The organism is Nocardioides taihuensis, from assembly GCF_042657275.1.
Taxonomy (GTDB): domain Bacteria; phylum Actinomycetota; class Actinomycetes; order Propionibacteriales; family Nocardioidaceae; genus Nocardioides; species Nocardioides taihuensis.
The window spans coordinates 24,189-47,411 of sequence record NZ_JBHSKD010000030.1 but is presented as its reverse complement, the minus strand read 5'-3'; the positions used below and the strand labels follow the sequence as shown (position 1 = coordinate 47,411).

Annotated in this window: 22 protein-coding genes and 1 pseudogene; 5 read left to right on the top strand and 18 right to left on the bottom strand. The window is 72.9% G+C overall.

Annotation, left to right across the window (positions count from 1 at the left end):
* Nucleotides 1-197 precede the first annotated feature (197 nt).
* The 14 genes from ACFPGP_RS23570 to pyrR form a co-directional block, all read right to left on the bottom strand.
* Nucleotides 198-632, bottom strand: coding sequence for a hypothetical protein (locus ACFPGP_RS23570; protein WP_378593996.1), 435 nt, complete (start codon nucleotides 630-632; stop codon nucleotides 198-200).
* Nucleotides 629-1,453 carry an orotidine-5'-phosphate decarboxylase gene (pyrF, locus tag ACFPGP_RS23565; protein ID WP_378593995.1) on the bottom strand — a complete coding sequence of 275 codons (825 nt, stop codon included), beginning with the start codon at nucleotides 1,451-1,453 and terminating at the stop codon, nucleotides 629-631. Before pyrF ends, ACFPGP_RS23570 begins: the two co-directional genes overlap by 4 nt.
* Entirely contained in the window at nucleotides 1,450-2,313 is an 864-nt protein-coding gene (locus ACFPGP_RS23560) for a nitronate monooxygenase (protein ID WP_378593994.1), read from the bottom strand. The genes pyrF and ACFPGP_RS23560 overlap by 4 nt, the downstream gene beginning before the upstream one ends.
* Entirely contained in the window at nucleotides 2,310-3,158 is an 849-nt protein-coding gene (locus ACFPGP_RS23555) for an iron-sulfur cluster-binding protein (protein WP_378593993.1), read from the bottom strand. Before ACFPGP_RS23555 ends, ACFPGP_RS23560 begins: the two co-directional genes overlap by 4 nt.
* Complete coding sequence (locus tag ACFPGP_RS23550; RefSeq protein ID WP_378593992.1) at nucleotides 3,155-4,231, bottom strand: quinone-dependent dihydroorotate dehydrogenase; 1,077 nt, start codon at nucleotides 4,229-4,231, stop codon at nucleotides 3,155-3,157. The genes ACFPGP_RS23555 and ACFPGP_RS23550 overlap by 4 nt, the downstream gene beginning before the upstream one ends.
* Nucleotides 4,228-7,545 carry a carbamoyl-phosphate synthase large subunit gene (carB, locus tag ACFPGP_RS23545; RefSeq protein ID WP_378593991.1) on the bottom strand — a complete coding sequence of 1,106 codons (3,318 nt, stop codon included), beginning with the start codon at nucleotides 7,543-7,545 and terminating at the stop codon, nucleotides 4,228-4,230. The genes ACFPGP_RS23550 and carB overlap by 4 nt, the downstream gene beginning before the upstream one ends.
* Nucleotides 7,545-8,696, bottom strand: coding sequence for a glutamine-hydrolyzing carbamoyl-phosphate synthase small subunit (gene carA / locus ACFPGP_RS23540; protein WP_378593990.1), 1,152 nt, complete (start codon nucleotides 8,694-8,696; stop codon nucleotides 7,545-7,547). Before carA ends, carB begins: the two co-directional genes overlap by 1 nt.
* 114 nt (nucleotides 8,697-8,810) lie before the next feature.
* Nucleotides 8,811-9,569, bottom strand: coding sequence for an amino acid ABC transporter ATP-binding protein (locus tag ACFPGP_RS23535; protein ID WP_378593989.1), 759 nt, complete (start codon nucleotides 9,567-9,569; stop codon nucleotides 8,811-8,813).
* Complete coding sequence (locus ACFPGP_RS23530; protein WP_378593988.1) at nucleotides 9,566-10,471, bottom strand: amino acid ABC transporter permease; 906 nt, start codon at nucleotides 10,469-10,471, stop codon at nucleotides 9,566-9,568. The genes ACFPGP_RS23535 and ACFPGP_RS23530 overlap by 4 nt, the downstream gene beginning before the upstream one ends.
* On the bottom strand, nucleotides 10,468-11,388 hold the full coding sequence (locus ACFPGP_RS23525) for a transporter substrate-binding domain-containing protein (protein ID WP_378593987.1): 921 nt from the start codon (nucleotides 11,386-11,388) through the stop codon (nucleotides 10,468-10,470). Before ACFPGP_RS23525 ends, ACFPGP_RS23530 begins: the two co-directional genes overlap by 4 nt.
* A 62-nt stretch (nucleotides 11,389-11,450) precedes the next feature.
* On the bottom strand, nucleotides 11,451-12,491 hold the full coding sequence (locus ACFPGP_RS23520; protein WP_378593986.1) for a serine hydrolase domain-containing protein: 1,041 nt from the start codon (nucleotides 12,489-12,491) through the stop codon (nucleotides 11,451-11,453).
* 2 nt (nucleotides 12,492-12,493) lie between these two features.
* Entirely contained in the window at nucleotides 12,494-13,786 is a 1,293-nt protein-coding gene (locus tag ACFPGP_RS23515) for a dihydroorotase (protein ID WP_378593985.1), read from the bottom strand.
* Complete coding sequence (locus tag ACFPGP_RS23510; protein WP_378593984.1) at nucleotides 13,786-14,745, bottom strand: aspartate carbamoyltransferase catalytic subunit; 960 nt, start codon at nucleotides 14,743-14,745, stop codon at nucleotides 13,786-13,788. The genes ACFPGP_RS23515 and ACFPGP_RS23510 overlap by 1 nt, the downstream gene beginning before the upstream one ends.
* Nucleotides 14,742-15,317 carry a bifunctional pyr operon transcriptional regulator/uracil phosphoribosyltransferase PyrR gene (pyrR, locus tag ACFPGP_RS23505; protein WP_378593983.1) on the bottom strand — a complete coding sequence of 192 codons (576 nt, stop codon included), beginning with the start codon at nucleotides 15,315-15,317 and terminating at the stop codon, nucleotides 14,742-14,744. Before pyrR ends, ACFPGP_RS23510 begins: the two co-directional genes overlap by 4 nt.
* Before the next feature lie 138 nt (nucleotides 15,318-15,455).
* Here pyrR and ACFPGP_RS23500 point away from each other — a divergent pair, with 138 nt between their 5' ends.
* The 4 genes and pseudogenes from ACFPGP_RS23500 (at nucleotide 15,456) to ACFPGP_RS23485 (ending at nucleotide 18,585) form a co-directional block, all read left to right on the top strand.
* On the top strand, nucleotides 15,456-15,866 hold the full coding sequence (locus ACFPGP_RS23500; protein ID WP_378593982.1) for a PPOX class F420-dependent oxidoreductase: 411 nt from the start codon (nucleotides 15,456-15,458) through the stop codon (nucleotides 15,864-15,866).
* Nucleotides 15,867-16,061: 195 nt separating this feature from the next.
* Complete coding sequence (locus tag ACFPGP_RS23495; RefSeq protein WP_378593981.1) at nucleotides 16,062-17,150, top strand: NHL domain-containing protein; 1,089 nt, start codon at nucleotides 16,062-16,064, stop codon at nucleotides 17,148-17,150.
* 206 nt (nucleotides 17,151-17,356) lie between these two features.
* Nucleotides 17,357-18,052: pseudogene (locus ACFPGP_RS23490) on the top strand (DUF222 domain-containing protein); the annotation flags it as partial.
* A gap of 101 nt (nucleotides 18,053-18,153) precedes the next feature.
* Nucleotides 18,154-18,585 carry an HNH endonuclease signature motif containing protein gene (locus ACFPGP_RS23485; protein ID WP_378594050.1) on the top strand — a complete coding sequence of 144 codons (432 nt, stop codon included), beginning with the start codon at nucleotides 18,154-18,156 and terminating at the stop codon, nucleotides 18,583-18,585.
* A 393-nt stretch (nucleotides 18,586-18,978) separates the two neighbouring features.
* On the opposite strand, the gene ACFPGP_RS23480 is transcribed toward ACFPGP_RS23485, so the two are convergent.
* Nucleotides 18,979-19,455, bottom strand: coding sequence for a nucleoside deaminase (locus ACFPGP_RS23480; RefSeq protein WP_378593980.1), 477 nt, complete (start codon nucleotides 19,453-19,455; stop codon nucleotides 18,979-18,981).
* Between the two features lie 94 nt (nucleotides 19,456-19,549).
* Between ACFPGP_RS23480 and ACFPGP_RS23475 the strand changes: the two genes are divergently transcribed.
* A complete protein-coding gene (locus ACFPGP_RS23475) occupies nucleotides 19,550-19,891 on the top strand; it encodes a metallopeptidase family protein (RefSeq protein ID WP_378593979.1) in 342 nt (113 codons plus the stop codon).
* A gap of 3 nt (nucleotides 19,892-19,894) precedes the next feature.
* On the opposite strand, the gene ACFPGP_RS23470 is transcribed toward ACFPGP_RS23475, so the two are convergent.
* The 3 genes from ACFPGP_RS23470 to ACFPGP_RS23460 all read right to left on the bottom strand — a co-directional run bounded on the left by ACFPGP_RS23470 (nucleotide 19,895) and on the right by ACFPGP_RS23460 (nucleotide 23,131).
* Nucleotides 19,895-21,220, bottom strand: coding sequence for a DUF1254 domain-containing protein (locus tag ACFPGP_RS23470; protein WP_378593978.1), 1,326 nt, complete (start codon nucleotides 21,218-21,220; stop codon nucleotides 19,895-19,897).
* A 119-nt stretch (nucleotides 21,221-21,339) separates the two neighbouring features.
* Complete coding sequence (lepB, locus tag ACFPGP_RS23465) at nucleotides 21,340-22,092, bottom strand: signal peptidase I (RefSeq protein ID WP_378593977.1); 753 nt, start codon at nucleotides 22,090-22,092, stop codon at nucleotides 21,340-21,342.
* Between the two features lie 28 nt (nucleotides 22,093-22,120).
* Complete coding sequence (locus tag ACFPGP_RS23460; RefSeq protein WP_378593976.1) at nucleotides 22,121-23,131, bottom strand: NADPH:quinone reductase; 1,011 nt, start codon at nucleotides 23,129-23,131, stop codon at nucleotides 22,121-22,123.
* Nucleotides 23,132-23,223: the final 92 nt, after the last annotated feature.

Here is a 23,223-nt window from a genome sequence, read left to right as displayed (position 1 = left end):
CAAGCGGGCGGTCGGACGCTGCCCGCTGGGACGTGAGCACCCTAGTCATAGGGGCCGAGCACGGGCAACGCGGGCGGGCGGCGGGGGCGCGGTGAGATTCACCGCCCAGGCGGTGAAGGTCACGGTTCCGGTGCGAACCTTCGCGACGGGACCGCGAGAATCACCGCCCAGGCGGTGAATCTCACCGACACCCGACCTCAGAGCGAGAGCGGGGTGTGGCAGACGTCGCGGGCCTGCTGCTCGACGCCGGCGAGGGCGCGGGCGGTCTCGGCCGAACCGACCTCGTCGGCGGCCGCGGCGATCGCGTCGCGGTCGTCGCGCGGAACGGAGGTGTCCTTCGGGTCGTAGTCGTCGGGCTGCACGCCGGCGTCGTCGAGGGCCTGCTGGAGCGCCTCGAGGCTGGAGATCACCTGGTCCCACTCGTCGCGGATGTCGTCGGGCGCCCGGTCACGCAGGTCGCGGTAGACCGGCAGCGCCTCGAGCAGGGCGCCGGGTCCGCCCTGCGCGGCGACGTCGCTGAGCTCGGTCTGGTGCTCCTCGACAGCGTCGCAGTACTGCTCCTGGTCACTCGAGCACGCCGTCAGCGGCATCAGGGCGGCGGCGAGCAGCGCGGCGAGGTGGGTGCGGCTCACCCGGCCAGCCCGGCGAGGTCGTCGGCGATCCGGAGCGCGCCGTCGCGCAGTGCCACGGGGTCGGGGCCGAGACGGAGCAGGTCGCGCGAGGTGCTGGGCAGCACGCGGCCCACCGCGCCGCCGAAGACCCTCCGCAGGTCGTCGACGGTGCCGCCCTGCGCGCCGTACCCGGGTGCGAGCAGCGGCCCGCCGATGTCGAACGACTCGCCCGTCTCACCCACCGTCGCACCGACGACCGCGCCGTACGAGCCCAGCGTGGTGGCGCCCTCGTTGAGCGCACCCAGGTGGTCGAGCACCGTGCCGGCGACCGTGCGGCCGGACGGCGCGGTGGCGTGCTGGACCTCCGGGCCCTCGGGGTTGGAGGTGAGCGCCAGGACGAAGAGGCCCGCGCCGTGGCGGCGCGCGGTCTCCACCATCGGCGTGAGCGACCCGAAGCCGAGGTAGGGGCTCGCGGTGATCGCGTCGGCGGCCAGCGGCGACGCGGGGTCGAGGTAGGCGTCGGCGTAGGCCTGCGAGGTCGAGCCGATGTCGCCGCGCTTGACGTCGAGCAGGACCAGCGCCCCGGCCTCCCGGGCGGTGGCCACCACCCTCTCCAGCACCGCCACGCCCCGGCTGCCGAAGCGCTCGAAGAACGCCGACTGCGGCTTGACCACCGCGACGTGCGGGGCGATCGCCTCGGTCGCGCCGAGCGCGAAGGACTCCAGGCCGGCCACGTCGTCGCCCAGCCCCCAGGCCCCGAGCAGGGCGGCGTGGGGGTCGATGCCCGCGCAGAGCGGGCCGCGGTCCGCGACGGCGGCGTGGAGGCGGTCCCCGAAGGTCATGGCTGCTCCTGGGTGGTGGCGGTCGAGGCGAGGTCGGCGACCAGGCGGGCGGCCGTGGTCGGGTCGTGCAGCAGGGCCGTGCCGACCTGCACGGCGACGGCCCCGGCGGCGAGGAAGGAGCGGACGTCGTCGGCGTCGGCGATGCCGCCAGCGCCGATCAGCGGGGCGTCGGGCAGCGCGGCGGCCACCTCGGCGACGCAGCGCAGCGCGAGCGGCCGGATCGCGGGGCCGCTGAGGCCGCCGGGGCGGCCGTCGGGCATCGCCGCGGGCAGCGCGTTGCCGACGACCACGGCGCTCGCGCCGGCGTCGAGGGCGGTCCGGGCGCTCTCCGCGGCGCGGGCGAGGTCGGGGCGCACCTTGGCCAGCACCGGCAGGTCGCGCGGCACGTCACGGCGTACGGCGGCGACGACGCTCGCGGCGTGGAAGGGCTCGCGCACGTCGAGCACCCCGAAGCCGACGGCGTCGGGCACCGACAGGTTCACCTCGATGCCGGCCACCCCCGGCGAGCGGCCGAGGCGGCGGGCCAGCTCGGCGTACTCCCCCAGCGAGCGACCGACGACCGAGACCACCACCCGCGCGCCCTGCTGCACCAGCCACGGCAGCTCGGTGGCGAGGAAGTGGTCGAGGCCGGGGTTCTGCAGGCCGATCGCGTTGACCAGGCCCGAGGGGGTCTCGACGATGCGGGGCGAGGGGCCGCCGGCCCGTGCGGCCACGCTGATCGAGCGGGTCACGAAGGCGCCGAGGTCACCCACCGGCCCGAAGACGTGCAGCTCGCGGCCGGTGCCGCCGCAGCCGGAGGCCACCATCACCGGGTTGGGGAGCGCCAGGCCGCCGACGTCGATCGCTGCCACGGCGCTCATGCCGGCGACCCTTCCTCGGCGGGGTCGGCGTCGAGGTGCGCCCAGCGCACCCGGTCGCCGCGGAAGACCGGGCCGTCGACGCAGGCGCGGACGGTGCGCGGCGCTCCGTCCTCTCCGACCACCGGCACCGCGCACCCCTGGCAGAGCCCGGTGCCGCAGGTGACCGGGCGCTCGAGTGCGGTCTGGCTCCAGGCGCCGTGCTCCTCGGCGGCCGCCGCGACCGCGTGCAGGGTCTCGGCCGACCCACCCGCGTAGACGACCTCGGCGTCGGCCGCAGCCAGCACCTCGGCGACGACGTCGGCGGCCCGGCCCCGCTGCCCGACGGAGCCGTCGGCGGTGACCACGGTGACCGCCCGGGCGGTACGCCGCGCCTCGAGCGCCGAGAGCAGGTGCGCCTCGTCGCGGCCCGCGACGACCATGGTCACCGCGCAGCCGCGCTCGCGCAGCCGCTCGGCGAGGGGGAAGAGCGGCGCCGCGGCGTACCCCTCCCCGACCAGCACGCAGGCGACGGGCTCGGTGGGCAGGGCGAAGGGCCGGCCGAGGGGTCCGGTCACCTCGAACCTGCTGCGCACCGGTAGCTCTGCGAGCCAGCGGGTACCGGGACCCGACGGCAGCACCACGAGCTCGAGCGTCGCGCCGTAGCCCGCCGTGGGCCGCACCCGGTGGATCCACAGGGCGCGGCGCGCCAGCCGTCCGGGGCCGGTGGAGACTGCGACGAAGGTGCCGGGGCGGAACCGCTCGGCGATCCCCGGCGCCACCACCGTGAGGTGCTGGTGGGCACCGATCCGCCGCGTCACCAGCAGCTCGGCCGTGACGTGGACGGGCGCGTGAGCAGACGAGGTCACGCCGGCACGCCTCCCGGGGTCCGTGCGAGGTCGCGCACCAGGCGGCGCGGCCAGAGGGGTCCTTCGTACACGAAGGCGGTGTAGGCCTGCAGCAGGGTGGCACCGGCGTCGAGGCGGGCGCGGGCGTCCTCCGGCGTGGTGATGCCGCCGACAGCGACCAGCGTCAGCCGGTCGCCGGCCCGGTCGTGGAGCAGGCACAGCACCTCCAGCGCACGATCGCGCACGGGCGGCCCGGAGAGCCCGCCGGCTCCGGCCTGCTCGACCAGCGCGGGGTCGCTGCGCAGGCCGTCGCGGCGGATCGTGGTGTTGGTCGCGATCACGCCGTCGAGGCCGAGCGCCAGGGCGAGGTCGGCGACCGCCTCCACGTCGTCGTCGGAGAGGTCGGGGGCGATCTTGACCAGCAGCGGCACCGGCGAGGTGCGCCCGGAGGTCGCCTCGTCGGCGGCGGTTCGCACGGTGCGTAGCAGCGGCTCGAGCTTCTCGACGGCCTGGAGGTCGCGCAGCCCGGGGGTGTTCGGGGAGCTGACGTTGACGACGAGGTAGTCGGCGTACGGCGCGAGCAGCCGCGCGCTCTTGTCGTAGTCGCGCGAGGCCTCGGCCTCGGGGACCACCTTGGACTTGCCGATGTTCACACCGAGCACCGGCCCGGTCCCCGGGGTCCGTCCGCGGGCGCGGGCGGCCAGGCGCCGGGCGACGACCTCGGCGCCCTCGTTGTTGAAGCCCATCCGGTTGACGATCGCGCGGTCCGCGGGCAGGCGGAACAGGCGGGGCCGGGGGTTGCCCGGCTGGGGCTCGCCGGTGACGGTACCGATCTCCACGTGGCCGAAGCCCAGGGCGGCCAGTGCATCGATGCCCACGGCGTTCTTGTCGAAGCCGGCGGCGAGCCCCAGCGGGTGCGGGAAGGTCAGCCCGAGCGCGCTGACCGGTGCGGGCGACCGGCGGTGCCGGTCGAGACCGTCGAGGGCGCGCAGCGGCAGCCGGGCCCCGCGGATCGCGCCGAAGCCCACGTGGTGTGCCCGCTCCGGGTCGGTGCGGGTCGCGAGGTGGTCGAAGGCGAAGCGGTACAGCGTCACCGGCGCGCCCAGTCCTGCAGCGAGCGCACACCGATGTCGCCCGCGCGCATCGCCTCGATCCCCTGCACGGCGGCCCCGAGGCCCTGGACGGTGGTGATGCACGGGATGTTCGCACCCACCGCGGCCGTGCGGATCTCGTAGCCGTCGACGCGCGGCGAGCCACCGCTGGCCGAGCCGTGCGGGGTGTTGACCACGAGATCGATCTCGCCGCTGGTGATCAGCTGCACGGTGGTGGGCTCGCCGTCGGGCCCGGTGCCCTGGAAGTGCTTGCGCACCACCCGGGCGTCGATGCCGTTGCGGCGGAGCACCTCGGCCGTGCCGGCCGTCGCGAGGATCTCGAAGCCGAGGTCGGCCAGCCGCTTGACCGGGAAGATCATGGTCCGCTTGTCGCGGTTGGCCATGCTCACGAAGACCCGGCCCGACGTGGGCAGCGGGCCGTACGCCGCGGCCTGGGACTTGGCGAACGCGGTGCCGAAGTAGGCGTCGAAGCCCATCACCTCTCCCGTCGACCGCATCTCCGGCCCCAGCACGGTGTCGACGGACCTGCCGTCGGGCGTACGGAACCGGTTGAAGGGCATCACGGCCTCCTTGACCGCGATCGGCGCGTCCCCGGGCAGGTCGCCCCCGTCGCCCGTGGCCGGCAGCACGCCGGCCTCGCGCAGCGCCGCGATCGACTCCCCCATCATCACGCGGGCTGCCGCCTTGGCCAGCGGCACCGCCGTGGCCTTGGAGACGAACGGCACCGTGCGCGAGGCGCGCGGGTTGGCCTCGAGGACGTAGAGCACGTCGGCGCCGAGCGCGAACTGGATGTTGATCAGCCCGAGCACCCCCACCCCCTTGGCGATGGCCTCGGTGGCCTCGCGGATCCGGCGGATCTCGCTCGCCCCGAGCGTGATCGGCGGCAGGGCGCAGGAGGAGTCACCGGAGTGGATGCCGGCCTCCTCGATGTGCTCCATCACACCGCCGAGATAGAGGTCGGTGCCGTCGTAGATCGCGTCCACGTCGATCTCGACCGCGTCGTCGATGAACCTGTCCACCAGCACCGGGTGCTCGGGGCTGGCCTGCGTGGCGCGCTCGATGTAGGCGTCGAGCGCGGCGTCGTCGTACACGATCTCCATGCCGCGCCCGCCCAGGACGTACGACGGGCGGACCAGCACCGGGTATCCGATCTCGGCCGCGATCTCTCGCGCCTCGGCGGCCGAGGAGGCGAGCCCGTGCTTGGGCGCCGGCAGCCCCGCCTCGTGCAGCACCCGCCCGAAGGCGCCGCGCTCCTCGGCGAGGTGGATCGCCTCGGGGGTGGTGCCGACGATCGGGACGCCGGCGTCCTCGAGGCCCTGGGCCAGGCCGAGCGGGGTCTGCCCGCCGAGCTGGCAGATCACGCCCGCGACCGGGCCGACCCGCTGCTCCGCGTGCACGACCTCGAGGACGTCCTCGAGCGTGAGCGGCTCGAAGTAGAGCCGGTCGGAGGTGTCGTAGTCGGTGGAGACGGTCTCGGGGTTGCAGTTGACCATGATGGTGTCGTAGCCCTGCCCGGGGATGTCGCCGCCGCCCTTCGACGCCGACAGCGCCAGCGAGGCGTGCACGCACGAGTAGTCGAACTCGATGCCCTGCCCGATCCGGTTGGGGCCCGACCCGAGGATGATCACCGCCGGCCGCTCGCGCGGCTCGACCTCCGTCTCCTCGTCGTAGGTCGAGTAGTGGTACGGCGTGGCCGCCGCGAACTCGGCCGCGCAGGTGTCGACGGTCTTGTAGACCGGGCGGATGCCGAGCGCGTGCCGCACGCCGCGCACGACGTCGGGCGTCATGCCCCGGATCTTGCCGATCTGGGCGTCGGAGAAGCCGTGCCGCTTGGCCAGGCGCAGCAGGTCGGGGGTGAGCTCCGGAGCGGCGGTCACGCGGCCCGCGATGTCGTTGATCAGCGCGAGCTGGTCGACGAACCACGGGTCGATGGCGGTGGCCTCGAAGACCTCGTCGGGCGTCGCGCCGGCGCGCAGCGCGTCCATCACCTTGCGCAACCGGCCGTCGTGCGGCGTGCGGATCTCCTCGAGCAGCTGCTCCTTGTCGAGCTCGACCCACTCCTGGTGCCAGTCGAAGACGGCGTCCTTGCTCTCGAGGCTCCGGAGCGCCTTCTGCAGCGCCTCGGTGAAGTTGCGGCCGATCGCCATCGCCTCGCCGACCGACTTCATGTGCGTGGTCAGCTCGGGGTCGGCGCCGGGGAACTTCTCGAACGCGAACCGCGGCACCTTGACCACCACGTAGTCGAGCGTGGGCTCGAAGCTCGCCGGCGTCTCGCGCGTGATGTCGTTGGGGATCTCGTCGAGCGTGTAGCCGATCGCCACCTTGGCGGCGATCTTGGCGATCGGGAAGCCGGTCGCCTTCGACGCCAGCGCGCTGGAGCGGGAGACGCGCGGGTTCATCTCGATCACGACCAGCCGGCCGTCGCGCGGGTTCACGGCGTACTGGATGTTGCAGCCGCCGGTGTCGACGCCGACCGATCGGATGATGCCGATCGCGAGGTCGCGCATGGCCTGGTACTCGCGGTCGGTGAGGGTCATCGCGGGAGCGACGGTGATCGAGTCCCCGGTGTGCACGCCCATCGGGTCGAGGTTCTCGATCGAGCAGACGATCACCACGTTGTCGGCGGTGTCGCGCATGACCTCGAGCTCGTACTCCTTCCAGCCGAGGATCGACTCCTCGAGGAGCACCTCGGTGGTCGGGCTGGCCGCGAGGCCGGCGCCGGCGATGCGGCGCAGCCCCGCCTCGTCGTGGGCCATGCCGGAGCCGGTGCCGCCCATGGTGAAGCTCGGGCGCACGACGACCGGGTAGCCGAGGTCCTCCACCGCTGCCAGGCAGTCGTCCATCGAGTGGCAGATCGCGCTGCGCGCGCACTCGCCGCCGAGGTCCTCGACGATCTTCTTGAACTGCTGGCGGTTCTCGCCGCGGTCGATCGCCTCGATCGAGGCGCCGATCAGCTCCACGCCGTACTTCTCGAGGACGCCCTGCTCGGCCAGCGCCATCGCGGTGTTGAGCGCGGTCTGCCCGCCCAGCGTGGCGAGCAGCGCGTCCGGGCGCTCCTTCTCGATGACCTTCTCGACGAACCCCGGGGTGATCGGCTCGACGTAGGTCGCGTCGGCGAACTCCGGGTCGGTCATGATCGTGGCGGGGTTGGAGTTCACCAGGATCACGCGCAGGCCCTCGGCCCGGAGCACGCGGCAGGCCTGGGTGCCGGAGTAGTCGAACTCGCACGCCTGGCCGATGATGATCGGCCCCGAGCCGATGACCATCACGGACTGGATGTCGGTGCGCTTCGGCATCAGAGATCCCCACCCATCACGTCGCAGAACCGGTCGAAGAGGTACGCCGCGTCGTGCGGCCCGGCCGCCGCCTCGGGGTGGTACTGGACCGAGAAGGCCGTCAGCCGGCCCGCGTCGTCGCGGAGCTCGAGGCCCTCGACGACGTCGTCGTTGAGGCAGACGTGGCTCACCGTCACCTCGCCCCAGGGCGTGGAGGTGGCGCCGTCGAGCGGCGCGTCGACCGCGAACCCGTGGTTGTGGGCGGTGACCTCGACCTTGCCGGTCGTGCGGTCCATCACCGGCTGGTTGATCCCGCGGTGTCCGTACTTGAGCTTGTAGGTGCCGAGGCCCAGGGCCCGGCCGAAGAGCTGGTTGCCGAAGCAGATCCCGAAGTAGGGCAGGCCGCGCTCCAGCGCCTGCTGCAGCAGCCCGACCTGGCCGACGGTGGCCGCCGGGTCGCCGGGTCCGTTGGAGAAGAAGAGGCCGTCGGGCTGCACCGCGAGCACGTCGTCGAGCGAGGCCGTGGCCGGCAGGACGTGCACCTCGATGCCGCGCTGCGCCATCAGCGCCGGCGTCATGGCCTTGATGCCGAGGTCGAGGGCCGCGACGGTGAACCGCCGCTCCCCCACCGCCGGCACGACGTACGCCTCGGGCGTGGAGACCTCGCTGGCCAGCTCGGCGCCCGCCATCACCGCGGAGCCGCGGACGCGCTCGAGCAGCGCCGCCGGGTCGGACTCCGTGGTGGAGATGCCGACCCGCATCGCCCCGCGCTCGCGCAGGTGGCGGGTCAGGGCGCGGGTGTCGATCCCCGAGATGCCGACGACGCCCTGGTCGCGCAGCTCGTCGTCGAGGCTGCGGGTGGCCCGCCAGCTCGAGACGCGGCGGGCGGGGTCGCGCACGACGTACCCGGCGACCCAGATCCGTCGGGACTCCGGGTCCTCGTCGTTGACGCCCGTGTTGCCGACGTGGGGAGCCGTCATCACCACCACCTGCCGGTGGTACGACGGGTCGGTGAGCGTCTCCTGGTAGCCGGTCATGCCGGTGGAGAAGACCGCCTCGCCGAAGGTCTCGCCCTCGGCGCCGAACGCCTCACCGCGGAAGGTGCGACCGTCCTCGAGGACGAGGATCGCTCCGGGGGGCTCGGGGCTTGCATCGTTGGCATGCTGCAGCACGCCGACCTCCTTCTCCGCCTCACAGGACGGCTCGTTAAAGGATGTTCGACCGGAGCCGACCCTATCAGCGCCCCCGGGCAGGGCTGCGGAGGATCCACGGCCCGGTCGGGCCGGTCACAGGACGGCGTCGAGGAACGCGCTGGTCTCGCGGTGCTGCGGGGCCGCGATGAGCTCGCTGGGCACACCCTCCTCGAGGATCTTGCCGTGGTGGAAGAACGCCATCCGGTCGGCGACCTCGCGGGCGAAGCCCATCTCGTGGGTCACCACCATCATCGTCATGTGCAGGTCGGTGGAGAGCGTCTTCATGACCGACAGCACCTCGCCGGTGAGCTCCGGGTCGAGCGCGGACGTCGGCTCGTCGAAGAGCATCACGTCGGGCTCCATGGCCAGCGCGCGCGCGATCGCCACGCGCTGCTGCTGGCCGCCCGACAGCCGGATCGGGTGCTCCGCCGACTTGTCCGCGAGGCCGACCCGCTCGAGCAGCTCCAGGCCGCGCTTCTTGATCTCGTCGTTGCTGCCCTTGCCCGCGCACCGCGGTGCACAGGTGACGTTGTCGAGCACCGTCATGTTGGGGAAGAGGTTGAACTGCTGGAAGACCATCCCGACGTGCAGGCGCAGCTGGCGCACCTGCTCGCGCTTGCGGCGCGTGCGGTAGCCGCCCTCGAGCCGCATGCCGGACACCTCGATCGAGCCGGCGGTCGGGTCCTCGATGAAGTTCACGCAGCGCAGCACCGTCGACTTGCCCGAGCCCGAGCGGCCGAAGATCACCACGACCTCGCCGCGGCGCACCTCCATGTCGACGCCCCGGACGACCTCGAGGTGCCCGAAGCTCTTGTGCAGGCCCTCGATGCGGACCACGACGTCGTCGCTCACGCGACACCCCCCGCGTGCGGCTGGCCCTGCTCGGCTGCGGCCTGCATGGCCTTGGCGACGTGGGTCCGGTCGTACCCGCGACCGATCCGCGCCTCGAGCCGGCCCTGGAAGAACGTGAAGATGACCGTGAGCCCCCAGTACATGAGCGCCACCGCGACGTAGGCCTCGAGGTTCTTGAAGTCCGCCTTGCCGACCAGCTGGCTGCGGCGGAAGATCTCGGCGCTCGCCGCCGTCACCCCGAGGAAGGAGACCAGCGCGGTGTCCTTCATCATCGCGATGAACTCGTTGCCCGTGGGTGGGATGATCACCCGGAACGCCTGCGGCAGCACGACCTTGCGCATCTTCTGGCCGTAGGTCAGGCCGAGCGCGTCGGCGGCCTCGCCCTGGCCGCCGGCCACCGACTGGATGCCGGCCCGGAAGATCTCGGTCATGTAGGCGCCGTAGTTGAGGCCGAGCGCGATGACGCCGGCGGTCGTGGCCTCGAGGATCAGCGTCTGGTCGAACCCCTCGGGCAGCCAGGCGTACTCCGCCGCGAGGTTCTTCCCCACCGGCGGCAGCGCGAGGTAGAGCAGGAACATCTGCACGATCAGCGGCGTGCCCCGGAAGAAGGAGACGTAGAAGCCGGCGATGCCGTACGCGACCGGGTTGCGCGACAGCCGCGAGAGGGCCCCCAGCAGCGCCATCACGATCGCCAGCACGATGCCGCCCACCGCCATGAACATCGTGTAGCGCAGCCCGCCGGCGATGTAGCGGACGTTGTCGCGGATCCACTGCGTGTCGAAGCCGGCCGCGTTCCCGAAGAAGGCGAGCACGGCGAACAGCGCGACCCAGACGGCCGCGACCTTCAGGCGGAACGGGACCCGCGCCGAGGTGAGCTGGACCTTCTCCCAGGTGCCGCTCACTGCTGGGTCGTCAGGTCCTGGCCGTCGTACCACTTCTCCGACAGCTGGGTGAGCGTACCGTCCTCGTGCATCTGTCCGACGATCGTGTCGACGGCCTCGTAGAGGCTCTCGGACGACGGGTCGGAGCTCTTGTCGAAGCCCACCGACAGCGGCTCGTAGAAGACCGGGTCACCCACGATCTTCACCGGGTTGCCGGCGTCGATGTAGCCCTGCGCCGTCGTCACCGAGGTGATCACCGCGTCGAGCCGGCCGTTGGCGAGGTCCTGCAGCGCGGTGGTGTCGGTGTCGTAGCCGGAGACGTCGGCGTCGTCGATGATGAAGTCGAACTCGTAGCCGTCGATGGCCAGCGTCTTGGTGAGGAACTGGTCGTAGGTGCAGCCGCTGCAGACGCCGATCGACTTGCCGTCGAGGTCGGTGGTCAGATCGGTGACCGACTCGTCGTCGGCGGCCACGACCACCACGGCGGGCGTGTAGTTGTAGGGCTGGGTGAAGTAGAGGACCTTCTGCCGGTCGTTGGTGGGCGTCATCGAGCCCACGGTGGTGTCCCAGCGGCCGTTCCAGTTGCCGGCCGTGATCACGTCCCAGGCGGGGGTCTCCCAGGCGACGTCGACGCCGAGGCGGTTCGCGATCTCGGTCGCGACGTCGATGTCGAAGCCCTCGTACTCCCCGGTCTGCTCGTTGAGCGAGGACTGCGGCGGGTACGCCGGGTCGGTCGAGACCGTCAGCGTGCCGCTGTCGCAGACCTGCTTGAGCAGGTCGGTCGCGTCGCCCTGGGCGCAGACCGTGTCGCCCGAGGCCGCCGCCGTGCTGTCGCTGGTGGTGTCCTCGCTGGCGCTGCCGTCGTCACCTCCACCACAGGCCGCGAGCAGGAACAGCGGTGCCACGAGACCGACGGCTGTGAGATGACGGATGCGCATGGGGGACGCCCTCCCGGGGTGTAGTCAGGTTGCGGGCAATATGCCACGGATCACTCCCGGCGTCACCGGACGTCCAACGGCGCGTCCCTGCCCGGTCTGCCTGATCCGTCGGTCAGCACGGCGTCGAGCGCCGCCGCAACGGGCCACGCGCCCTCGGTCGTGTTGGACAGCACCGACCAGCTGGCACGACCCGGCAGGTGGGCCGAACGGAACGACGCGCCGGCGTCGTACCCCTCCAGCACCACGGCATCGCCCCACCGCCAGAAGCCGAGGCCGTAGCCGTCGAGGCGGTCGGTGCGGTCGAGGAACCCCCGCGACCGCCACATCTCGTCGCGGGTCCCGGGGGTCACCGGCCGCCCCCCGTCGAGCGCCGTCCAGAAGGCGTGGACGTCGGCGGCAGTGGTGTAGACACCTCCGTCGCCACCTCCGACGACCGGCAGGTGCAGCACGTTGGTGCGCGGCCCGTCGTCGAGGTAGCCGCGGGCGGCGTCGCCGGGCAGCTGGTCCGAGCGCAGGTAGGCCGTGGCGGTCAGCCCGCTCGGCTCGATCACCTGCTGCCGCACGAGCTCCTGGAAGCGCACGCCCGACACCCGCTCGGCGATCAGCGCCAGCACGCAGAAGCCGCCGTTGCAGTAGGCGAAGCCGGTGCCGGGCGCGAAGACCTGCGGGTGGCCGTCGAGCGCCGGCAGGTAGGACTCGGCCGCGTCGAGCCGGTGCACCGGGACCGGCATCACGTACGCCAGCATGTCGTCCTGGTCGTCCTCGTCGAGGTAGTCACCGATGCCGGACCGGTGGGACAGCAGGTGCTCGACGGTCACGGCGTCGTCGACGAGAGGCAGGTCGGCGCCGAGGACCTCGCGGGCGCGGGTGCCGAGCGACAGCACGCCGTCCTCGACCAGCCGCATCACCGCCAGCGCGGTCAGGGGCTTGGCGCCGCTGGCCACACCGATCCGGGTCGCCGGCGTCATCGAGACGCCGTACGCCCGGTCGGCGAGGCCCCAGGCGCGCTCGAGCACCGTCTCCCCCGCGACGTCGACCCGGACCACGCCCGAGAACCCGGTGGCGGTGGCCACCCGGTCCATGGTCGCGGCGAGGGTCGTCACGGCTACTGCAGCTTGCCGTCCAGGACGGTGGGACGGCCACGGAGGAACGTCGCGACCACGCGGCCGGGCAGCTCCATGCCGACGTACGGCGAGTTGCGCGAGAGCGAGGCCGACTCCGAGGGGTCCACGGTGCCGCGGTGCGACGGGTCGTAGAGCACCACGTTGGCCGGGGCTCCGACCTCGAGCGGCAGGCCCTGGTCGGAGAGGCGGCCGATCCGCGCCGGCGCGTGGGACATCCGCTCCGCGACGCCGGCCCAGTCGAGCAGGCCGGTGTCGACCATCGTCGCCTGCACCACGGAGAGCGCGGTCTCGAGGCCGAGCATGCCGAAGGCGGCCGCCGCCCACTCGCAGTCCTTGTCCTCGTGCGGGTGCGGGGCGTGGTCGGTGGCGACGATGTCGATCGTGCCGTCGGCCAGTCCGGCGCGCAGCGCCTCGACGTCCGCCTGGGTGCGCAGCGGGGGGTTGACCTTGTAGATCGGGTCGTAGGTCGCGGCGAGCTCGTCGGTGAGCAGCAGGTGGTGCGGGCAGGCCTCGGCGGTGACGTTCCAGCCCTTCTCCTTGGCCTGGCGCACGATCTCGACCGACCCGGCGGTCGAGACGTGGCAGACGTGGAGGCGCGAGCCGACGTGCGCGGCGAGCAGGCAGTCGCGGGCGATGACCGCCTCCTCGGCGACCGCCGGCCAGCCGGCGAGCCCGAGGCGACCCGAGAGCTCGCCCTCGTTCATCTGGGCGCCCTCGGTGAGCCGCGGCTCCTGGGCGTGCTGGGCGACGACGCCGTCGAAGGCCTTGACGTACTCCAGCGCCCGCCGCATCAGCACGGCGTCGCTGACGCACTTGCCGTCGTCGGAGAAGACCCGCACGCGGGCGGCGGAGTCGGCCATCGCGCCGAGCTCGGCGAGCTGCTGGCCCTGGAGGCCGACGGTGACCGCCCCGACCGGGTGCACGTCGCAGTAGCCGGCCTCGCGGCCCAGCCGCCAGACCTGCTCGACGACGCCGGCGGTGTCGGCGACCGGCTCGGTGTTGGCCATCGCGTGCACGGCGGTGAAGCCGCCCCGGGCCGCGGCGCGGGTCCCGGACTCGACGGTCTCGGCGTCCTCGCGGCCGGGCTCGCGCAGGTGGGTGTGCAGGTCGACGAGACCGGGGAGCGCGACCAGGCCGGTCGCGTCGACGACCTCGGCGCCCTCGGGTGCGGTGAGGCCGGCGCCGATCTCGCTGACCACGCCGTCGGCGAGCAGCAGGTCGACCGGGTCGCCGCCGAGCAGGGCGGCGTCCTTGATCAGGTACGTCGTGGTCATCACGCCTCCTCGGGCTCGGAGCCGGCCGGCTCGTGGCCGCCCAGCAGCAGGTACAGGACGGCCATCCGCACGGCGACGCCGTTGGTGACCTGCTCGACGATCACCGAGCGGTCGGAGTCGGCGACGTCGGCGGTGATCTCCATGCCGCGGACCATCGGGCCGGGGTGCATGACGATCGTGTGGTCCTGGAGCATGCCCATCCGGCGGCCGTCGAGGCCGTAGCGGCGGGAGTACTCGCGCGCGGTCGGGAAGAACCCGCCGTTCATCCGCTCGCGCTGGACGCGCAGCATCATCACGACGTCGGCCTTGGGCAGCACCGCGTCGATGTCGTACGACGTCTCGACCGGCCAGGAGTCGATCCCGACCGGCAGCAGCGTCGGCGGCGCCACCAGGGTGACCTCGGCGCCGAGGGTGCGCAGGAGCAGGGCGTTGGAGCGGGCCACCCGGCTGTGCAGCACGTCCCCGACGATGGCGACCCGGCGGCCGTCGAGGCCGCCCGTCGGACCGCCGAGGTGGCGCCACATCGTGAAGGCGTCGAGCAGCGCCTGCGTGGGGTGCTCGTGGGTGCCGTCGCCGGCGTTGACCACGCTCGAGCGGACCCACCCGGAGTGGGCCAGCCGGTGCGGGGCGCCGGACGCGCCGTGGCGGATCACCACGGCGTCGGCGCCCATGGCCTCGAGCGTCAGCGCGGTGTCCTTGAGGCTCTCGCCCTTGGACAGCGAGGAGCCCTTGGCCGAGAAGTTGATGACGTCGGCGCTGAGCCGCTTGGCGGCGGCCTCGAAGGAGATCCGGGTGCGGGTGGAGTCCTCGAAGAAGAGGTTGACCACGGTGCGGCCGCGCAGGGCGGGCAGCTTCTTGATCGGGCGGTCGGCCAGGCTGCGCAGCTCCTCGGCGGTGCGCAGCACCAGCTCGGCGTCGTCGCGGCTCAGGTCGGCGGCGGACAGCAGGTGGCGCTTCACGACGCACTCCCCTCGGTGGTTCCCTCGATGACCACGGCATCCACGCCGTCGGTCTCGGCCAGGCTGACGCGGACCCGCTCCACCAGCGAGGTGGGCAGGTTCTTGCCGACGGAGTCGGCGCGGATCGGGAGCTCGCGGTGGCCGCGGTCGACCAGCACGGCGAGCCGGACGGCGGTGGGCCGTCCGATGTCGTTGAGCGCGTCGAGCGCCGCGCGGATGGTGCGGCCGGAGAAGAGGACGTCGTCGACCAGCACGACGGTGCGGTCCTCGATGCCCTCCTCCGGGACCTCCGTGTGCAGCAGCGCGCGGGCCGGGCCGCGGCGCAGGTCGTCGCGGTACATCGTGACGTCGAGCGAGCCGACCGGCACGTCGTACCCCTCGACCTCGGTGATCTTGGCGGCGATCCGCTGGGCCAGCGGCACGCCGCGGCTCGGGATGCCGAGGAGGACGAGGTCGCGGGCGCCCTTGTTGCGCTCGAGGATCTCGTGGGCGATGCGGGTGAGTGCCCGGTCGATGTCACGGGCGTCGAGGACGGTGCGTCCTGCGGTGGTGCTGTCGGCGGTGGCAGGCATCAGCGTGCCGGACCTCCTTCTCCGCCTCACGGGACGGCTCGTTAAAGGATGTCGATCGCGAGCACAGTACCTCCCCGTCGACGCTGTCGGCCAACCGGCACCCCGGTGTCGTTGCCGGCCGATGACTAGGTTGGCCGCATGGCCCGCCTCCCGTTCCCCGACCACGTCCGCGAGCTGCTGCTCAAGCCCAACCCGGCGGTGGTCAGCACCCTGCGCTCCGACGGCTCGCCGGTCTCGGTCGCGACCTGGTACCTCCTCGAGGACGACGACCGGGTGCTGCTCAACATGGACCACACCCGGGCCCGGGTGAAGCACCTGCGTCGCGACCCCCGCGCCTCGCTCACGGTGCTCGACGAGGCGGGCTGGTACACCCACGTCTCCCTCGTCGGCCGCGTCGTCGACCTCTCCGACGACCCCGACCTCGCCGGCATCGACCGCCTGGCCCGTCACTACACCGGCGACGCCTACCGCAACCGCGAGTCGCCCCGCATCAACGGCTGGCTCGTCGTCGACCGCTGGCACGGCTGGGGCGCGACGCGCGGGCGCTGACGTGGTTGCCCGCGGGGACTACACCCAGACGCGGTAAGTCCGCCGCTGTCCCTTCCGGAGCGCCGTCCACGGCAGTACGTTCCGGGCACCGCGCCCCTTCGGGTCCGAAGCGGGGCGTCCTGCGCAGGGAGAGCGCCGATGCTGGGCACCAGACAGCCTTCCGACCCCGGCCGATCCCGGACCCCTCGCCTGCTCGTGTCTCTCGCAGCGCTCCTCGTCGTGGCCCTGGTGCCGTCGGTCGCCGCGAACGCGGTGGAGCCGACCGACGTCATCTCCCGACTGGCCGGGACCGGCAGCGCCACGATGTCCGGCGACGGAGGCCCCGCCCTCGCCGCGGCACTGAACCTCCCCCGCGACACGGCGATCGGCCCGGACGGGTCCGTCTACGTCGCCGACACGTACAACCAGCGCATCCGCCGCATCGACCCGGTGACCGGCGTCATCACCACGGTGGCCGGCACCGGAGGCGCGAGCTTCAACGGCGACAACCAGCTCGCCGTCCGGGCGACCCTCAAGTGGCCCCACGACGTGACCGTCGGCGACGACGGAACCGTCTTCATCGCGGACTCGAACCACCACCGGGTCCGGCGCATCGACCCCGCCACCGGCATCATCACCACCGTCCTCGGCACGGGCGTCTCCGGCATCGGGGCCGACGGCATCCTCGGAACCCGCAGCCAGGCGAAGAACCCCAAGTCGGTCGCACTGTTCGGCGGGAACCTCTACGTCGCCGACCTCAGCGACCGCGTACGCCGCGTCGACCTGACCACGGGCATCGTCACGACCGTGGCCGGGACGGGCACGACCGGCTACTCCGGGGACGGAGGCCCCGCGCTGGCGGCGCAGCTGAACTCACCGCAACGTCTCGCGATCGACTCGGTCGGCAACATCTACATCGCCGACGCCGGCAACAACGTCGTACGACGCGTCGACGCCTCCTCCGGGATCATCACGACCGTCGCAGGGACGGGCGTGGGGGGCTTCCGCGGTGACGGCGGGCCGGCGACCTCCGCCCAGCTCAGGAAGCCCCGGGGCGTGGCCCTCGACGGCGACGGCATCCTCTACGTCGCGGACTCCGGCAACCACCGCATCCGGAGCGTCGACCTGGTGACCGGCACGATCCGGACGATCGCAGGCTCGACGCTCGGCTTCAGCGGTGACGGCGGCCCGGCCTCGGCGGCCCACTTCAACAACCCGCGCGGCCTGACCGTGGACGCGAACGGCCGCCTGATCATCGCCGACACCTTCAACTCGGTCATCCGTGTGATCACGCCTGCGGGGTAGGCGGGGCCTCCGCGTCGTCGGGCGGGCGTGTCGGGGCCGGCGCCGTCGCCGGCTCTCGCGGGATCGATTCACGCTGTCGCTCGCCGACCCTCGTGGTCACCGCCCGAAAGACGCCCCGAGAATCTGATCGAATCTTGAGGTGAGGGACTGTGTGAACCCTCTTGTTTGCCGGGGTTCCTGTCGGTGGTCGCTGCTTGAGTGGACCCATGCCGGACCTCTCTCGGGACACCACTCTCGACCACGGACGTGACCGTGGCAGCGGGTCCACGTTGGCGACCGACTCCCCGGTCGAGGTCCTGGGATTCCTGCGCGAGCGCCGTGCCGCCGCGGACGCCGCCGAGGCCGACATCCTGCGGGCCGCGGCGCAGTGGGCGGCCATGCACTCCGAAGCGGCCCTGGACCCCGCCGAGTCCACCTGGGGTGACACCGTGAAGGCCCTCGCCGGACCCGGTGCACCCGGGATCCTGGAGTTCTCCGTCCTGGAGTTCGCCGCCGCCCTCGGCATGTCATCGGACTGGGGTGCCGCCTACCTCGGTGCCGCGATCGGGCTGCGCTACCGCCTCCCCAGGGTCTGGGCCCGGGTCATGGCCGGGGACCTGCAGGCCTGGCGCGCCCGCCGGATCGCCGAGGCCACCCTGTGGCTCTCCCCCGCCGCTGCCGCCCACGTGGACCGGCACCTCGCCCCCGTCGCCCACCAGATCCGCCCCACCGCCCTCGACCGGCTCGTCGAGGAAGCCGCCACCCGCCACGACCCCGACGAGCTCGCCCGCCGCACCGAGGCGGCCACCGACCGCCGCGGGGTCCACCTCGACACCACCCGCACCAGCCTGGCCGGGACCGTGCCCCTGCACGGCGAGCTCGACCTCCCCGACGCCCTCGCCCTCGACGAAGCCCTCGCCCAGGGAGCTTCGGACCTCGCGTCGTTGGGCAACACCGAGTCGGTCGGCGAGGGGTCCACGGCCCGGGAGCCACCCGACGGACCTCGGGACCCCGCGCCGAGCCGCTGGGCCGGGTCGGCACCACCCACACCCCCGTCACCGCCGACACCATCCGCACCTGGTGCGGCACCGCCGACCACCTCGTCATCAAGCCCGTCATCGACCTCCACGACCACATCCACGTCGACGCCTACGAGGTCCCCGACCGCATCAAGGAACACCTCACCCTGCGCGACCACACCTGCGTCTTCCCCTGGTGCACCCGACCCGCCCAGAGCTGCGACACCGACCACGTCCACCCCTTCGAGTCCGGTGGAGAGACGTCGACCGACAACACCGCGCCCCTGTGTCGCCGACACCACCGCGCCAAGGCGCACGGCCGCTGGAAGCTGACCGCCCTCAGTCCCGGCAGCTACCTCTGGCGCACACCCCACGGCCTGCACCTGCGCCGCGACCACACCGGCACCACCCTGCTCCCCACATCCGGCCACACCTGACCACCCCGCCCCACACCCCGCCCACGGGCGGGGCCAGAGGCATGTCCGGGGGACGCGTCCCGGCCGGCTGCGTCCGGCCACGACGTGGATGGCGCGCGCCCACGGCCGCGGCGAGGAGTTGCCCGGTCATGGGATCGGGCTACGACTTCGTGCGGCCCTCGTCGTTGACCATTCGCGGCTGGCCAACTCCAAGATCGCGCCCGGCGAGAACTGCAACGCCTGCGCCGCGTTCCGGCTCCGGACCGTCGACGACGACGCCTCTCACGGCTTCATGCGCATCGCACCCGCGCCCGGCGCCCTCGCGCGAGCACGCCAGCCCTTGTCCATCCCACAGCGCACTCGGGGGAGCTCCCGCGCCCAGCCAACTGTCACCGGCTGGATGGCCGAGAGCACCTAGCTCCAGAAGTCCCGGTGCGGAGCCGCTGCCTCGTCCTCGATCAGCGGTCCGGTGACGGTGGTCTCGCGCCCGCCGTCCTCGAAGACCGCGCGGCACGGGTGCATCAGCATCGGGTGCTCCGGGTCCTCGCCGGCGACCTCGAGGAGCCCGGCCTCCGAGAGCCCGTAGACCACCCGGCCGATGCCGGCCCAGTAGATGGCGCCCGCGCACATCGCGCACGGCTCGCACGAGGTGTAGAGCGTGTGCCGCGCCAGGTCGGCGTGCGAGATCGCCCGCGTCGCCAGCCGGACGAGGTTGGTCTCCGCGTGACAGGTCAGGTCGTCGTCGGTGGTGACGGTGTTCTCCGCCTCGAGCACGACCTCCCCGTCCGGACCCGTCAGGACGGCCCCGAAGGGATGGTTGCCGTGGTCGCGGGCGGCCTGCGACACCGCGATCGCGCGGCGGAGGCGGGTGAGGTCGAGTTCCGCTGCCATCGCCTCAGTGTGCCCGGCGCAGCCCCCGACACGTCGGGCGGCACGAGGTCGGCCCATGGCCGGAGGGTCAGGGGGCGCGAGGGAGACTGGGGCCATGATCGAGGTGGAGCCGGAGCGCTTCGAGGAGATGGTGGTCGAGGCGCTCGACTCGTTGCCCGAGGAGCTGGGCCGGATCATGAGCAACGTCGCGGTGACCGTCCAGCACGATCGCGGGCCGGCGGGGCTGCTGGGCCTCTACCAGGGCGTCCCGCTCACCCGTCGCAACGCCTCCTACAGCGGCGCCCTCCCCGACCGGATCACGATCTACCGTCGCTCGATCTGTGCGATCTGCGCCAGCGAGGCCGATGTCGTCGACCAGGTACGCCGCACGGTGGTGCACGAGGTCGGTCACCACTTCGGCATCGGCGACGCCCGGCTGCGCGAGCTGGGCTGGTGAGCCCTACGGCGTGTCTCCCAAGCCGATGCGGCGCGCCGGAGGCGGGTTCCAGGCGCCCGTCAGCACCTCGGCGGCCGGCGCGTAGAGCCGCATCGTGATGCCGAGCGGGCCGGTGGGGGCGGGCAGCCAGTTGGCCGCCCTGTCCGGCCCCGGGTGGGCGTGCTGCACGTAGATGTCCAGGGACCCGTCGGCGTTGAAGGTCAGCGCGTCGCGATCGCCGATGGCGAAGCGGTCGAGCTCGTTCGCGGCCTGGAAGCCCTCCGCGTCGTACATCGTGATCGACCAGAAGGCGGCCACGGGCGGCAGCTGGTCGGCCTCGAAGTGGATCACGTACGCCGCGTCGCCCGTGACCGGCTGCCCGTCGGCGTCGGCGAGCAGGACGGGGTAGACGGCGTCCTCGGCGGGGTTCGCGCCGAGACCCACGAGGGTGACCAGCGCGCGCTTGAGGTAGTAGTTGCCGTACACGCCCATCGTGTCCGCGGGCACGACCCAGCCGTTCACCGCGCGGCCGATCGCCCCCAGCGAGGACTGCAGGGTCTGCCGCGCGTCGACGGCCCCCGCCTCGAGCTCGGCGAGGTCGGCGCCCTCGAAGCGGGAGGCGTCGAAGTCCTCCCCCGGCACCAGGCCCAGCAGCGCCATCCGGCTGAGCTGGTCGTGGTCGCTGTGGTGCGTCGGGACGACCCGCAGCAGCTGCGCCGCGAGCGAGAAGTAGTCCACGGCGCTCAAGCCGTTGACCAGCCGCAGCGGCTCGGTCTCGGTGTCGACCCCGGGATCGACGGCGTCCCCGACCGGCTCGCCGAGCTCGGTCACCGACCACCCGTCCTGGAAGCGGCCGACCGCCTCGTAGTCCGCCGGACCGTCGGTCTGGGTCCGCCCGATCACCCAGACGTACGGCGTGGGCGCGGCCACGTGGGTGGCGTCCTGCGGCAGCGGGCCCTCGAAGCCGGGTGCCGTGACCACGTAGCGCTGCGGACCGGTCCCCGTGGTCCGCTTGCCCGGACTGGCGAACACGTCGGTCCACATGTCGAGCATGGGCACCATGAAGTAGCGGTCGTCGCTGTCCGGCACCTCGATCACCACCGGCCCGCGGGTCAGGTCGAGCCAGCCCGACGAGTAGAGCGTGTCGAAGTTCGGCCGCACCACGGCGCGGAAGTCGGCCGGCGGGAAGGTCCGGGCGTGGTGGAAGCGGTTGGCCGGCCCGTAGGCCTGCCCCTCGACACGGGGGTGGTTCGTCATCCGCCGTCGGGTCATCTCCATCGTGACCAGCGGGTAGAGGAACGTGTAGGCCTCCCGGCTGAGGGTGCGCACGTCACTGTGGAGGGTGCTCATTCGCGGGCCTTTCGCGGGGGCGTGGCTGCGTGGGTGGTGGACCCGACCACCGTAGGGAGCCTCCCCGCGCACCACCATGGGCCGAACGTCCCGGGTGCGCCCGACGGGAGTGACCGGTCTCAGGACGGGTCCGGGACGTCCTCGAACGTCGCGGGGCGGTGCAGGAGCCCGAAGCGGTCGGCGGGCCAGATCAGCACGAAGACCTTGCCGACGACGAGGTCGACCGGGACGTAGGGGCTCTGGTTGCAGTCGGCGTCGGCGTTGCACATGTGCGCGGAGGAGTCCTCCGAGTTGGTGCGGTTGTCGCCCATCACGAAGAGGTGACCCTCGGGCACCGGGCCGGCGGTCCACTCGCAGTCGCCGGGCCCCTGCGGGCCGCGGCACTCGACCACGTCGGCGTCCTTCACGTAGCTGTCCTCGTCGAGCGCCTGCCCGTTGACCTCGATCCGCCCCTGGTCGTCGCAGCAGTGGATGACGTCCCCCTCGACGCCGATCACGCGCTTCACCAGGTGCCCGCCCTCGGGGTAGATCCCGATGTCGGCCATCGCGCGGGCGAGCGGGTTGGCCGGCCCGGCCGACGAAGGAGGGAGCCAGCCGCCCGGGTCGTCGAAGACCACGACGTCACCGCGCTGCGGCCTACCGCCGCCCCAGGTGGACACCCGCTCGACCAGGATCCGGTCGTTCTTGATCAGCCCCGGCTCCATCGACGCCGAGGGGATGTAGAACGCCTGCACGAAGAACGCCTTGAGCACCACGGCGAGCGCGAGCGCCACGACGAGCAGCAGGATCGTCTCCTGCCACAGCGGCCTGCGCTTCCGGGCGTCGCCGGCGACGTGCTTCCCGGTCGTGCCGTCCCCCGAGTCCGTGGCCACCGGGCGAGGATAGCCAGACGGCGAGGCGTCAGCCCGCAGCCACGTCGAGCAGCACCTTGCCCACCGTGCCGGCCTCGACGGCGTCGTGCGCGGCCGCGGCCTGCTCGAGGGGGAAGTGGTGGACCGGCAGCCCGGCGTCCGCGCCGACGCGCAGCGCGCCGGCGGCGACGGCGGCGGTGACGTCCTCCTGCGCGGCGGCGAGCAGCTCGGGGGCGACGAGGTAGAGCAGCACGAACTGGTAACGCAGGTTCTTCGAGAACGTCGGGCGGATCGGCAGCGTCAGCTCCTCGCCGCCGTTGTTGGCGTAGATCGCGATCGTTCCGCCGTTCCGGGTGACCTCGCGGTCGAGGTCGTTGTTCACCGCGGGCGCCACCTCGACCACCAGGTCGACCCCGTCCGGCGCGATCTCGCGCACCCGGGCAGCGACGTCCTCGCTGCGGTAGTCGACGACGTGGTCGGCGCCCGCAGCCCGTGCGAGCCCCGCCTTCTCCTTGCTGCTCACCGTGCTGACCACGGTCGCGCCCGACCAGCGCGCCAGCTGGATCGCGGCGTTGCCGACCGCACCCGCTCCTCCCGCGACGAGCACCGTCCGGCCGGCCAGCCTCGTCGGGCCCAGCCGGCCCACGTCCCCGGAGGTGAGCGCCCGGTGCGCCGTGACCGCGGGAACGCCCAGGCTCGCGCCGACGTCGAAGCCGGCGCCGTCGGGCAGGCGCGTCACCCGCGCGGCGGGCTGCACCGTCTGCTCGACCGCGGTGCCGTAGGCGCGCTCGTGCTGCGCCAGCAGCAGCCAGACCCGGTCACCGACCTCGAGGCCGGTGACCCCGTCCCCGACCGCGTCGACCACGCCTGCACCGTCCTGGCCCGGGGACACCTCGTCCCAGCCGCGCGCCGGGCCGGCGCGGAACTTCCAGTCGGTCGGGTTCACGCCCGAGCGGACCACACGCACGCGGACCTCGCCGGGACCGGGCTCGGGCACCGGCCGGTCCACCACCTCGAGGACGGACGACGGACCTGTCTCGCGGTAGACGACGGCACGCATGTGCCCGACGTTAGCCCGACGCCGGTGCGGTCGTCCGGGGAGCCTGCACTCGCCGAGTTGACTTCCCCTCTGCCGGAGAGGACTGTCGAAGT

Bases quoted from the DNA above. Each gene is read 5' to 3' on its own strand.
- ACFPGP_RS23515 (WP_378593985.1), bottom strand. From the start codon at position 13,786: ATGACCACGACGTACCTGATCAAGGACGCCGCCCTGCTCGGCGGCGAC.
- carB (WP_378593991.1), bottom strand. From the start codon at position 7,545: ATGCCGAAGCGCACCGACATCCAGTCCGTGATGGTCATCGGCTCGGGG.
- pyrF (WP_378593995.1), bottom strand. From the start codon at position 1,453: ATGACCTTCGGGGACCGCCTCCACGCCGCCGTCGCGGACCGCGGCCCG.
- ACFPGP_RS23525 (WP_378593987.1), bottom strand. From the start codon at position 11,388: ATGCGCATCCGTCATCTCACAGCCGTCGGTCTCGTGGCACCGCTGTTC.
- ACFPGP_RS23560 (WP_378593994.1), bottom strand. From the start codon at position 2,313: ATGAGCGCCGTGGCAGCGATCGACGTCGGCGGCCTGGCGCTCCCCAAC.
- ACFPGP_RS23470 (WP_378593978.1), bottom strand. From the start codon at position 21,220: ATGAGCACCCTCCACAGTGACGTGCGCACCCTCAGCCGGGAGGCCTAC.
- ACFPGP_RS23500 (WP_378593982.1), top strand. From the start codon at position 15,456: ATGGCCCGCCTCCCGTTCCCCGACCACGTCCGCGAGCTGCTGCTCAAG.
- pyrR (WP_378593983.1), bottom strand. From the start codon at position 15,317: ATGCCTGCCACCGCCGACAGCACCACCGCAGGACGCACCGTCCTCGAC.
- ACFPGP_RS23475 (WP_378593979.1), top strand. From the start codon at position 19,550: ATGATCGAGGTGGAGCCGGAGCGCTTCGAGGAGATGGTGGTCGAGGCG.
- ACFPGP_RS23480 (WP_378593980.1), bottom strand. From the start codon at position 19,455: ATGGCAGCGGAACTCGACCTCACCCGCCTCCGCCGCGCGATCGCGGTG.
- ACFPGP_RS23460 (WP_378593976.1), bottom strand. From the start codon at position 23,131: ATGCGTGCCGTCGTCTACCGCGAGACAGGTCCGTCGTCCGTCCTCGAG.